Annotated in this window: 10 protein-coding genes; 7 read left to right on the top strand and 3 right to left on the bottom strand. The window is 72.1% G+C overall.

Going from position 1 to position 12126, the window contains the following annotated elements; genetic code table 11:
* Positions 1–59: 59 nt before the first annotated feature.
* The gene (locus tag Q8A52_RS03965) at positions 60–1487 is read right to left on the bottom strand and encodes a type III PLP-dependent enzyme domain-containing protein (protein ID WP_316748866.1); all 1428 of its coding nucleotides are present in this window, start codon (positions 1485–1487) and stop codon (positions 60–62) included.
* A 130-nt stretch (positions 1488–1617) separates the two neighbouring features.
* Between Q8A52_RS03965 and hutU the strand changes: the two genes are divergently transcribed.
* From hutU to hutI, 4 genes are read left to right on the top strand one after another with little or no spacing between them, the layout of a single operon-like run.
* A complete protein-coding gene (gene hutU, locus Q8A52_RS03960) occupies positions 1618–3282 on the top strand; it encodes a urocanate hydratase (protein WP_316748864.1) in 1665 nt (554 codons plus the stop codon).
* The gene (locus tag Q8A52_RS03955; RefSeq protein WP_316748862.1) at positions 3279–4496 is read left to right on the top strand and encodes an allantoate amidohydrolase; all 1218 of its coding nucleotides are present in this window, start codon (positions 3279–3281) and stop codon (positions 4494–4496) included. The genes hutU and Q8A52_RS03955 overlap by 4 nt, the downstream gene beginning before the upstream one ends.
* Positions 4493–5854, top strand: a complete 1362-nt coding sequence (locus Q8A52_RS03950) for a formimidoylglutamate deiminase (RefSeq protein WP_316748861.1) — start codon at positions 4493–4495, stop codon at positions 5852–5854. Before Q8A52_RS03955 ends, Q8A52_RS03950 begins: the two co-directional genes overlap by 4 nt.
* A 26-nt stretch (positions 5855–5880) precedes the next feature.
* Positions 5881–7056: an imidazolonepropionase gene (hutI, locus tag Q8A52_RS03945; protein ID WP_316748859.1), complete on the top strand. Its 1176-nt coding sequence runs from the start codon at positions 5881–5883 to the stop codon at positions 7054–7056.
* Between the two features lie 44 nt (positions 7057–7100).
* Here hutI and Q8A52_RS03940 read toward each other — a convergent pair whose 3' ends face one another.
* On the bottom strand, positions 7101–8645 hold the full coding sequence (locus Q8A52_RS03940; RefSeq protein WP_316748857.1) for an RICIN domain-containing protein: 1545 nt from the start codon (positions 8643–8645) through the stop codon (positions 7101–7103).
* A gap of 215 nt (positions 8646–8860) precedes the next feature.
* Positions 8861–9736 carry an RNA polymerase sigma factor SigF gene (locus Q8A52_RS03935; protein ID WP_316748855.1) on the bottom strand — a complete coding sequence of 292 codons (876 nt, stop codon included), beginning with the start codon at positions 9734–9736 and terminating at the stop codon, positions 8861–8863.
* A 305-nt stretch (positions 9737–10041) separates the two neighbouring features.
* Between Q8A52_RS03935 and Q8A52_RS03930 the strand changes: the two genes are divergently transcribed.
* From Q8A52_RS03930 to Q8A52_RS03920, 3 genes are all read left to right on the top strand, one after another.
* Complete coding sequence (locus Q8A52_RS03930) at positions 10042–10419, top strand: STAS domain-containing protein (protein ID WP_316748853.1); 378 nt, start codon at positions 10042–10044, stop codon at positions 10417–10419.
* A 234-nt stretch (positions 10420–10653) separates the two neighbouring features.
* Positions 10654–11259, top strand: coding sequence for an ATP-binding protein (locus Q8A52_RS03925; RefSeq protein ID WP_316748851.1), 606 nt, complete (start codon positions 10654–10656; stop codon positions 11257–11259).
* Between the two features lie 150 nt (positions 11260–11409).
* Positions 11410–12102 (top strand): LPXTG cell wall anchor domain-containing protein, encoded by a 693-nt coding sequence (locus Q8A52_RS03920; protein ID WP_316748850.1) that lies wholly within the window; start codon positions 11410–11412, stop codon positions 12100–12102.
* Positions 12103–12126 lie beyond the last annotated feature (24 nt).

Below are 12126 nucleotides of genomic sequence, written 5' to 3'. Positions count from 1 at the left end.
AGGGTGGGTCAACTTGCCTGCTTGTCACATCAGTTGATCGTCGTAGCAGTCGGGGTGTGTCAACGGCTTCCTGACCCCCGAAGGGTGGTGAGGGCGGACGCGTGCGCCCCTCCCGAATCGGCCACGATCTCGTCGAGCGTCTGCGGCTCGCGCACCGTCGCGAAGGCCACGCCCCCCGACCCGTCCGGCGCGAAGCCGTGGATCCCGGGCCGGACGAGGGAGTTGTACGCGTAGTGATGGGCGAAGTAGTACGCACCCGTGTCCAGCGCCGCCGCGTAGTCGCCCGGCTCCAGCAGCGGCAGGGCGCGTCCCTCGGCGAGCAGGTCGCCCGAGAAGCAGGCGGGACCCGCGACGTCCTGCACCACCTCGGGCCCCGGCTTGGGGCGCCCCTTCGCGTCGTACGCGGCGATCCTGAGCGGCCACGCCCCCGGCACGTACACCGTCCGCGTCGCCACCTGCACGCCCGCGTGCGTCACCGCGACCCGCCGCCCGCCGGCGCTCTTGGTGTACTCCACCCGTGCCACCACGGTCCCGTGCTTGGCCAGCAGCGACCGGCCGAACTCGGTCACCAGCCCGTACCGCCCGTCGAACAGCCCCGGCACCGCCTCGCCCAGCAGTCGCGCGTACTGCGCGTACGTCGGCGTCGTCACGTCCGAGACGAAGTTCACGGGCAGCCCGCCGCCGATGTCGAGCGTGTCGATCTGCCGCCGCCCCGCGCGCGCGTTGATCTCCTCGGCGAGCGCGTACGTCTCCGCCACGCCCTGCGCCATGAGCGACAGCGGAATGCCCTGCGAGCCGGTGTGCGCGTGCAGCCGGGTCAGCCACGGACGGTCCGCGTACGCCCGTACGACCCACTCCCGGGCCCCCTCGTCGCGCAGTGCCACCCCGAACTTCGAGGTCGCCGTCGCCGTCGAGGTCGCCTCGATCGAACCACCGCCGACCTGCGGATTCACCCGGATTCCCAGCGGGGAGCGGCTGGGGGCCGACCGCATCAGCGCGTCGATGCGGTCCAGCTCCTGCGGGCTGTCCGCGTTGACCGCGATCCCCAGCGCCAGTGCCTCGCGCAGTTCGGTCCCGGTCTTGGCGGGCGAGTCGAGGACGGTGCGGGCCGGCGGGGTCCCGGCGGCCCGCGCCAGCGCCAGCTCGCCCGGACTGGCCACCTCCGCGCCCATGCCCTCCTGCTCCAGCAGCCGCAGCACCGGCACCAGCGGGGTCGCCTTCACCGCGAAGGCGTGCAGCACCGGCGTCCCCGGTGCCACCGCCGCCTCGAACGCCGCCCGCAGTGCCGCCGCCGACTCCCGGATGCCGGTGACGTCCAGCAGCCCGGCGACGGGTGCCGAGGGCCCGACCAGCCCCCGCTCCACCGCGGCCCGCACCGCCTCGTCGCGCCGGGCGACCCGCTCCGCGTCGTCCCCGGGCCCGCCGCCCTCGTACCTGGTGTCACCGCTGCCCACGACGTCCCCCGTCCTGTCGCTGTCCGCACCCATGCATCCAGCCAAACACCCGCGACGCGCAGATGCCGGCACGCCGATGTATTGACTAGTTCTATTCAGAGCGCCAGGATGTGAATATCCGCAGTAACAAATCCACTGGGAGCAATCCGCTAGGAGGCAGACCATGTCAGGACCCCGCCCCGTACGAGCGCCGCGCGGTACGGAACTGAGCGCCCTGGGATGGCAGCAGGAGGCCGCCCTGCGGATGCTCCAGAACAACCTCGACCCCGAGGTCGCCGAACACCCCGACAAGCTCGTCGTCTACGGCGGCACCGGCAAGGCCGCCCGTGACTGGCGTTCCTTCGACGCCATGGTCCGCACGCTGCGCACCCTCAAGCAGGACGAGACCATGCTGGTCCAGTCCGGCCGCCCGGTCGGCGTCATGCAGACCCACGAATGGGCCCCGCGCGTCCTGATCGCCAACTCCAATCTGGTCGGCGACTGGGCCAACTGGGAGGAGTTCCGCCGTCTGGAGGCCCTCGGCCTGACCATGTACGGCCAGATGACCGCCGGCTCCTGGATCTACATCGGCACCCAGGGCATCCTCCAGGGCACCTACGAGACCTTCGCCGCGGTCGCCGCGAAGAAGTTCGACGGCACCCTCGCCGGCACGATCACCCTGACCGCCGGCCTCGGCGGCATGGGCGGCGCCCAGCCGCTCGCCGTGACGATGAACGACGGCGTCGCGATCTGCATCGACTGCGACCCGCGCGCCATCGAGCGGCGCATCGAGCACCGGTACCTGGACGTGAAGGCCGACAGCCTGGAGCACGCCCTCCAGCTGGCCACCGAGGCCCGCGACGCCCGCCGCCCGCTGTCCATCGGCGTCCTTGGCAACGCGGCCGAGCTGGTCCCGCAGCTGCTGGCCATGAACGCCCCCATCGACATCGTCACCGACCAGACCTCCGCCCACGACCCGCTGTCGTACCTCCCGGTCGGAGTCGACTTCGACGACATGGCCTCCGCCGCCGCCAAGGACCCGGCCGGCTTCACCACCCGCGCCCGCGAGTCCATGGCCAAGCACGTCGAGGCGATGGTCGGCTTCATGGACGCCGGCGCCGAGGTCTTCGACTACGGCAACTCCATCCGTGGCGAGGCCCAGCTGGCCGGTTACGACCGGGCGTTCGCCTTCCCCGGCTTCGTCCCCGCCTACATCCGCCCCCTGTTCTGCGAGGGCAAGGGCCCCTTCCGCTGGGCCGCCCTGTCCGGCGAGGCCTCGGACATCGCCAAGACCGACAAGGCGATCCTGGAGCTCTTCCCGGAGAACGAGTCCCTGCACCGCTGGATCAAGATGGCCGGCGAGCGCATCCACTTCCAGGGCCTGCCCGCCCGTATCTGCTGGCTCGGCTACGGCGAGCGCGACAAGGCCGGCGAGCGCTTCAACGACATGGTCGCCTCCGGCGAGCTGGCGGCCCCGCTGGCCATCGGCCGCGACCACCTGGACTGCGGCTCCGTCGCCTCCCCGTACCGCGAGACCGAGGCCATGCTCGACGGCTCCGACGCGATCGCCGACTGGCCGCTGCTCAACGCGATGGTCAACGTGGCCTCCGGTGCCTCCTGGGTCTCCATCCACCACGGCGGCGGCGTCGGCATGGGCCGCTCCATCCACGCCGGCCAGGTGACCGTCGCCGACGGCACCGAGCTCGGCGGCGAGAAGATCCGCCGCGTCCTCACCAACGACCCCGGCATGGGCGTCATCCGGCACGTGGACGCCGGATACGACATCGCGGAGTCGGTGGCGGCCGAGCGCGGTGTCCGGGTGCCCATGCGCGAGGGTGACCAGGCGTGACCTTCCACAGCATGTGGGCGGAGCTGCTGCCGATCGGCCGCAGCTCCGCCTCCGGCGGCTACCGCCGCTACGCCTGGACCGGTGCCGACGCCGAGTGCCGGGAGTGGTTCAAGGCGCAGGCCCAGGCGCGCGGGCTCGCGTACGAGGTCGACCGCAACGGCAACCAGTGGGCCTGGCTCGGCGACCCCGCCGCGGGCGACGCCGTCGTCACCGGGTCGCACCTGGACTCCGTGCCGGACGGCGGGGCCTTCGACGGGCCCCTCGGCGTCGTGTCCTCCTTCGCGGCTCTCGATGAGCTGCGGGGGAGGGGAACGGAGTTCAGCAGGCCCCTGGCCATCGTGAACTTCGGCGACGAGGAAGGCGCCCGGTTCGGGCTCGCCTGTGTCGGGTCGCGGCTCACCGCGGGACACCTCACCGTCGAGCAGGCGCACCGGCTGACCGACGGCGACGGGATCAGCCTCCCGAAGGCCATGGAGGCCGCCGGGTACGACCCCGACGCCATTGGGCCGGACCCGGAGCGGCTCGCCCGGATCGGCGCCTTCGTCGAACTCCACGTCGAGCAGGGCCGGGCACTGGACCTGAGCGGTGACCGGGTCGGCATCGCCGGCGCCATCTGGCCGCACGGCCGCTGGCGGTTCGACTTCCGCGGCGAGGCCAACCACGCCGGCACGACCCGGCTGGTGGACCGGCGCGACCCGATGCTGTCGTACGCCGAGACCGTGCTCGCCGCCCGTCGTGAGGCCGAACTCGCCGGTGCCGTGGCCACCTTCGGCAAGATTGCCGTCGAGCCGAACGGCGTCAACGCCATCCCCTCCCTGGTGCGCGGCTGGCTGGACTCCCGGGCCGCCGACCAGGAGACCCTCGACACCGTCGTGGACGGCGTGGAGAAGGCGGCCCGCGAGTACGCCGCCGCGCACGGCGTCGACCTGGACGTCGTCCGTGAGTCCTTCACGCCGGTCGTCGAGTTCGACCACGCCCTGCGCGACGAACTCGCCCGCATCCTCGGCAAGGACACCGACCTGAGGGTGCCCGTCCTCGGAACCGGCGCCGGACACGACGCCGGAATCCTCTCGGGGAGCATTCCGACCGCCATGCTGTTCGTGCGCAACCCCACCGGCGTCTCGCACTCCCCGGCCGAGTTCGCGGCCGAGGACGACTGTGTGGCCGGGGTGACCGCGCTCGCCGACGTACTGGAAGGGCTGGCCCGCAGGTGACCACACGGACCTATTGGCTGGAGCACGCCTGGCTCGACACCCACGTCGAGCCGGGCGTGGCCGTCACGGTGTCGATCGGCGGCGGTGCCGCGGGTTCGGACGGCCGTATCACCGCCGTCCGCACCGACGTGCCCACCCCGCCCCCCGGTGCCGAGATCCTCCGCGGCCTCACCCTCCCGGGGCTCGCCAACGCCCACAGCCACGCCTTCCACCGCGCCCTGCGCGGCACCGTCCAGGTCGGCTCCGGCACCTTCTGGACCTGGCGCGAGGTCATGTACTCGTTCGCCGACCACCTGACCCCCGAGACCTACCACGCCCTCGCCCGCGCCGTGTACGCGGAGATGGCGCTGGCGGGTGTCACGGCGGTCGGCGAGTTCCACTACGTGCACCACGCGCCCGGCGGCACCCCGTACGCCGACCCCAACGCCATGGGCGAGGCGCTCATCGCGGCCGCCGCCGAAGCCGGTATCCGCATCACCCTCCTCGACACCGCCTATCTGTCCTCCGGCTTCGGGCAGCCGCCCAACACCCACCAGCTGCGCTTCTTTGACGGCAGCGCGGAGGCCTGGGCCGAACGCTGTTCAGTTCTCAAGGAACGGGATCACGCACGGATCGGGGCGGCCATCCACTCCGTGCGGGCCGTGCCCGCGCGGGAGCTGGCGACGGTGGCACGGTGGGCCGAGGAGCGGCGGGCCCCGCTCCATGTGCATCTGTCCGAGCAGACCGCCGAGAACGACGCCTGCCAGGAGGCGCACGGCTGTACCCCCACCCGGCTCCTCGCCGACCACGGCGTCCTCGGCCCGCGCACCACCGGCGTCCACAACACGCACCTCACCGACGAGGACATCGCCCTGCTCGGCGGCTCCGGCACCGGCACCTGCATGTGCCCGACGACGGAACGCGACCTGGCCGACGGCATCGGCCCCGCCGTGGCCCTCCAGCGCGCGGGCTCCCCCCTCTCGCTCGGCTCCGACAGCCATGCGGTCATCGACCTGCTCGAAGAGGCACGCGCGATGGAGCTGAACGAGCGGCTGCGCACCCGCTCCCGGGGCCACTGGACGGCCGCGGCACTGCTGCGCGCGGCTTCGGCGGACGGTCATGCGGCCCTGGGCTGGGGCGAGGCCGGCACCATCGAGGCCGGTGCGCTCGCCGATCTGACGACGATCTCCCTCGACTCGGTCAGGACAGCGGGGCCGCTCCCGCGACTCGGCGCGGAGACAGCCGTATTCGCCGCCTCCGCGGCGGACGTGCGGCACACGCTGGTGGGCGGCCGCCATGTCGTGCGCGACGGCGCCCACACCCTCGTACCGGATGTGCCGTCAGCGCTGGCAGCGGCCGTCGAAGCCCTGCGCGGCTGAATCCCACCGTCATCCCTGAGGACACCATGAGCAGCAGCACCGCCATCACCAACATCGCCACGCTGGTCACCAACGATCCCTCCCTAGGTGACGGTTCTCCCCTCGGTCTGATCCAGGACGCGGCCGTCGTCATCGACGGGGACCGTGTCGTGTGGACCGGTGAATCCAGCAAAGCACCCGCCACTGACAACCGGGTCGACGCCGGGGGCCGGGCGGTGCTGCCGGGCTTCGTCGACTCCCACTCCCACCTGGTCTTCGCGGGCGACCGGACGCAGGAGTTCAACGCCCGGATGTCGGGGCGGGCGTACAGCGCGGGCGGCATCCGGACGACCGTCGCGGCCACCCGTGCCGCGACGGACGAGGAGCTGGAGGCGAACCTCACCCGCTACCTCGCCGAGGCCCTGCGCCAGGGCACGACCACGTTCGAGACGAAGTCCGGCTACGGCCTGACGGTCGCCGACGAGTCCCGCGCCCTGCGCATCGCGTCCGCGCACACGGACGAGGTCACCTACCTCGGCGCCCACATCGTCTCGCCCGACTACGCCGAGGACCCGGCCGCCTACGTCGCCCTGGTCACCGGCGAGATGCTCGATGCCTGCGCCCCGCACGCCCGCTGGATCGACGTCTTCTGCGAGAAGGGCGCCTTCGACGGTGACCAGGCGCGGGCGATCCTCACCGCGGGCATGGCCAAGGGCCTCCAGCCCCGCGTCCACGCCAACCAGCTCTCCTACGGCCCCGGCGTCCGGCTCGCCGTCGAACTGGACGCGGCCAGCGCCGACCACTGCACCCACCTCACGGACGCGGACGTCGACGCCCTGGCGAGCGGCCGCACGGTCGCCACGCTGCTCCCCGGCGCAGAGTTCTCCACCCGCGCCGAGTGGCCCGACGCCCGGCGCCTCCTGGACGCCGGTGTCACGGTGGCGCTCTCGACGGACTGCAACCCGGGCTCGTCCTTCACGTCCTCGGTGCCCTTCTGCATCGCGCTGGCGGTACGGGACATGAGGATGACCCCGGACGAGGCGGTGTGGTCGGCGACGGCGGGCGGGGCCGCGGCCCTGCGCCGCGACGACATCGGCCGTCTCACCCCGGGCGCGTACGCCGACCTGACCCTGCTGGACGCGCCGAGCCATGTGCACCTGGCCTACCGGCCGGGCGTGCCCCTCGTCAGCGGTGTGTGGCAGCGCGGCGTGCGCGTCGTCTGACCGGAGAGCCGGTCCCGGGCCTGGGCCCGGGGCCCCGGCGGGCCTCAGCGGGCTCCGGCCTGCCACTGCTGGTCCGCGTCTCCGCTCAGCCACTCCAGCGACACCCCGTCACCCCAGTCCGGCGTGACCGCCGTCTCGACGGCGATCGCCGGGCGGATGACACCGTCCGAGTCGACCGTGAAGCGCAGGTTGTCACCGTTGCGGCCGTAGACCGAGTCGCACCCCCAGATACCGACGCCCCGGTCGACGTCACCCCGGCTGTCCAGGCAGAAGTCGGGGTCCGCGGCCGACTGGACGACACCGCGGTCGGTGTCGACGCGCCAGCGCTGTGTGGGGGAGCCGTCGCAGGAGGCGGTGATGACGTCCGTGCCGTTCTCGAAGTCGCCGTACCGGACGTCCAGACAGCGGCCGTTGGCGGCGTTCACCACCTGGGCGAAGGCGCTGCCCGGAGCCGACGGCGTGGGGGACGGAGTGGGCTTCGGCGTCGGCTTGGGCTTCGGCTTCGGCTTCGGTGTGGCGGACGGGCTCTTCGGGGGGTGTGAAGTCTTCGTCGGCGAGGGGGACTTGCTGGTCGGTGACGGGGCCGGTACGGAGACCGTCGCCGTCACCGTGACCGGCGGGCTCGAGGGCGGCAGCGTGGCCGCCGTCGGACGCCGGCCGGGCGAGCCGGACTGCGCCAGCGCGAAGACCAGCAGCGGTGCCATGGCCACGCCCAGCGCGACCGAGGTGAGGACCACGCGCCGGGACGCGGGCCGACTCCGCTTCTCCTGCGGTTGGTTCGCTTCGGCGGTCGGGGCGGCGTTGCGCGCGTACGTCGTCCCGGCCCAGGGCAGCAGTCCCTCCGCCAGCGCCGCCCGCGGGGCGTCGCGCAGGGCGGCGAGGTCCTCGTACGCGGCCGTGCAGTGGGCGCAGTGCGCCATGTGGGTGTGCAGATCGGAGCTGTAGCGGGGAGTGCCCGGCCGTACCGACTCCTCGATCAGCCGCCGGAAGTCCCCGCACTGCGGGTCGTCGGAGGCGGCCAGCCGGTGCTTCAGACAGGCCTGGGCCATGGCCTGGAGCGCCTGTGGGGTGCCGAACCGCACGTCCTCGTGGGTCAGGCCGAGGAGGGCGGCGGTGCTCTCCTCGGGTTCCTGTTCCACGATCCCGTACCAGATCAGTCCCTGGGTGCGGGAGGGGAGGGAGCGGAAGGGCGCCAGCAGGGGAGGGGTCGGGCCCCCGGGGGCGGCGGTCGTGTTCAGGACCAGGAGGAGGCCGGGGTCCAGGCCCGCCGAGCGCTCGTCACCGGCCCAGGACGCGGCCGACCGGCAGGTCAGCAGCAGGAGCTGATGGCGCAGCGGCACCTGCGGCTCCACCCCGCGTGCGGTCTCGCGCGCCAGCATGGTGAAGGTCTGCGCCGCCAGCTGCCGGGCCGACGACTCGCTCGACGCGCACAGCCGGGCGTAGCCGTGGACCGCGTCGTGGTGGCGCCGGCGGATCTCCCGCAGCGCCGGGTACGCGGCCGCGGGCCGGGCGCGCAGCAGCTCGGTCAGCCGAGCGTCCGGTACCCCCGCGTTCTCGTCCCGGTCGTCGGCCCGGTCCCCCTGAGCCATCGCTGCGCCTCCTCGCACCCGGTGTGGCCGAACACGCTGTCTTGACGTACTGGCCAGTTTGGGGGCCCATAGTGGTGGAGAGGGGGCTTGGGGGAAAGACGTTTCTCCGGGTAACCGGTGAGACCTCTGTGAGTCCTCCGGTCCGCGCGGTGCCGTAGTCCGGAAAACGAAGCGGTCCGGCACCCGGCCGGACCGCTCGAGGTGTGGACGGAGGCTCATTCCTCCACCGTCAGCCCCCTGCGCAGTCGCACCAGCGTCCGCGAGAGCAGCCGTGACACGTGCATCTGGGAGATACCGAGCTCGTCGCCGATCTCCGACTGGGTCATGCCGGCGACGAAGCGCAGGGAGAGGATCTGCCGGTCCCTGGACGGGAGTTCGGCGATCAGCGGCTTCAACGACTCGACGTACTCGATGCCTTCGAGCCCGTGGTCCTCGTAGCCGATGCGGTCCGCGAGCGCGCCCTCGGAGTCGTCCTCCTCGGGCTGGGCGTCCAGCGAGGAGGCGGTGTAGGCGTTGGAGGCCGCCATGCCCTCGAGCACCTCGTCGTTCGAGAGGCCCAGGCGCTCCGCCAGCTCCGCGACCGTCGGCGCGCGGTCCAGCCGCTGGGCCAGCTCGTCACCGGCCTTGGCCAGGTCGATCCGCAGCTCCTGCAGCCGGCGCGGGACGCGCACGGACCACGAGGTGTCCCGGAAGAACCGCTTGATCTCGCCGATGATGGTCGGCATCGCGAAGGTCGGGAACTCGACGCCGCGGCACAGTTCGAAGCGGTCGATCGCCTTGATCAGGCCGATGGTGCCGACCTGGATGATGTCCTCCATCGGCTCGCTGCGGGAGCGGAAGCGGGAGGCGGCGAACTTGACGAGCGCGAGGTTGAGTTCGACCAGCGTGTTGCGGACGTACGCGTATTCGTGCGTGCCTTCCTCCAGCGACTCGAGTCGCTCGAAGAGGGTCTTGGACAGGGCCCGTGCGTCCACCGGCCCGACCTCGTCGTACGGGGGGATCTCGGGGAGCCCGCCGATGGGATCCAGCTGTTCCGGTGGGGGTGTCGACGTCGCCGTCCAGGTGTGCGATGCGTCGAGCCGGGGTGACATGGGTGTCCTCCATCGTTCTCGGCATAAGGCTGCCGAAGCCATACGTGCACTACGGTGTGCGGCGCCTCCAAAGCCGGCCGTGTCGGTTTCTTGTCCCTACTAGCCCTACCGGCTCCCCCAAGCCCATGGCAAGTGCGGTATGAGGTGATATGACCAATACTGAGAGGTTGTTCGGGTGTCGGAGTGCGAATGGAAGGCGTAATGTTCGAGGGCACCGGCCGGATGTCGACAGGACACCGGCCGGAGTGCGGACAGCACATCCGCAGGAAGTCAGACAGCAGCCACGACCTCGGGAGACAGACGGCATGGACCGCGGGACGGTCGGCAGCGCACAGTCGGGCCGACTACTGGTGGAGGTGCGGGAAGAGGGCTCCAGCGCCGTCGTGACGCCGGCGGGTGAGCTCGATCACCACACCGCCGATCTCTTGCGCGAGCCGCTCGAGGATCTCCTCGCGAAGGGCTTCTCGCGACTCGTCGTGGACTGTTCACGGCTCGAGTTCTGCGATTCCACGGGCCTGAACGTGCTGCTAGGGGCCCGTCTGAAGGCGGAGGCCGCCGGTGGCGGGGTGCACCTGGCGGGGATGCTCCCCGTGGTGGCCCGTGTGTTCGAGATCACAGGGGCGGATGCGGTCTTCACCGTTCACGACTCCCTTGAGGCGGCCCTGGCCGACGAGGCCGGCTGAGCCGTCACCGGCCGTCCCCCGCCGCGGTCGTCCCGGTCGTCGCACCGGTCACACCGCAATGGGGGGTGTTCCGCCGGATCCGCCGGGCAGGAGACATGCTGGACCTGTTGGCCTCGGGGCGCCGTGGAACCGGCGAACACCCTGTGTACGACCTGCGTACCGACTGGTACCGACCGACCGAGAATTCTGAATCGTGTGAATCTTGAACTGGTGAATCGGTGAGGTGAAGCGCTGATGAGCACCACCCGGCCCTGCTCGCCGGGCGACCGCGGCCCGGAGCCAAGTGGCGCTTCCGGGGCGTCCGAGGGGGGAGCGCCGGCGGTCGGCGCGTCCACGGGGGAAACGGCCGCACCGTCCGCGCCGGCGGAGGACCGCCACAACGGCCAGGGTCATCGGGGCCAGGGTCCGGGGAGTGGCCAGGAGGGCCGGGGCCGTCAGGTCCGCAGGCTGCGCCTGGGCGGCGAGAGCGGGGTCGTCCCCCTCGCCCGTGACTTCACCCGCCAGGCGCTGTACGCGTGGGGCTGGCTGCCCGCCGCCGGCGCCGATCAGCGGGCCGCCGCCGAGGACGTCCTGCTGGTCGTCTCCGAGCTGGTCACCAACGCCTGTCTGCACGCCGAGGGCCCGGAGGACCTGTTCCTCGCTCGCGACAACAAGGTGATCCGCATCGAGGTCACCGACCGCGGCACCGGCCAGCCGGCCCCCCGTACCCCGCACCGCGCCGGCCGCCCCGGCGGCCACGGGATGTTCATCGTGCAGCGGCTGTGCCTGGACTGGGGGGTCGTCCGCACCCCGGGTGTGTCCGGCAAGACGGTGTGGGCCGAGCTGGGCGCACCGGCCTGACCCCGTTACCCGCGGTCACCCTCTCCACTCGAACCCCCTCCCGCGCACGCCGGATCGTCACAACTCCGGCGTGCGCCTTGTCTTCCCTCCTCACGGCCCCGGGCGTACCTTGACGGCCGATCTGATGTACCGTCAGGAATGGGGTGGACCGTGTCGTACCCGAAACGAACAGCCGCGCTCGTGTCCGCCGCGGCGCTGGCCGGGTCGGCGGTGCTGCTGGCCGCCCCCGCGGCCCACGCCGAGGTCGTCGACGTCAACTACCAGTGCAAGACACCCATCGGCGACAAGAGCGCCGTCTCGCCCATCGACATCAAGGGCGTCAGGAGCGGCAGCGGCTACAAGATCACCATGTCCTGGCAGAAGGGCGTCTCCTCCAGCCCCGTCGAGCTGGGCAAGGGTGCGATGAACCCGAGCGCCACCATCAAGCTGGGCGGCGCGGACAGCGGCACGCTGGCCGTGTCGGGTCCGGCCAACCAGAGCGCGATCCCGGCCAACACCCCCATCAAGATCAATGACTTGAGCGGCACCTACACACCGAGGAAGACCGGCAAGGTCACCTTCACCGCGGGCGTGCTCACCATCAAGGCGCTCGGCACGACGACGACCTGCACGCCGGCCAACAGCCCCAAGCCGTCCCTGACCCTGGACGTCACCGCGGCCGGCGGCTCCGCCGGATCCTCCTCCACGACGTCCGACAGCGGCACCGACTCCGGCGGCCCGCTCCCGAGGACCGGCCCCGAGGACTCGGTCGTCGCCCTCGGCACGCTCGGCGGCACCGTTCTTCTCGCCGGGGCGGCGGGCGCGCTGTGGCTGACGCGGCGGAATCAGGCCGTACGCCGCTGAACACCCGGGTCTGACCGCTGGAGC

The organism is Streptomyces herbicida, from assembly GCF_032656585.1.
In the GTDB taxonomy this organism is placed as follows: Bacteria; Actinomycetota; Actinomycetes; order Streptomycetales; family Streptomycetaceae; genus Streptomyces; species Streptomyces herbicida.
The sequence above is the reverse complement of the archived record's forward strand: the minus strand, read 5'-3'. Positions and strand labels throughout refer to the sequence as shown.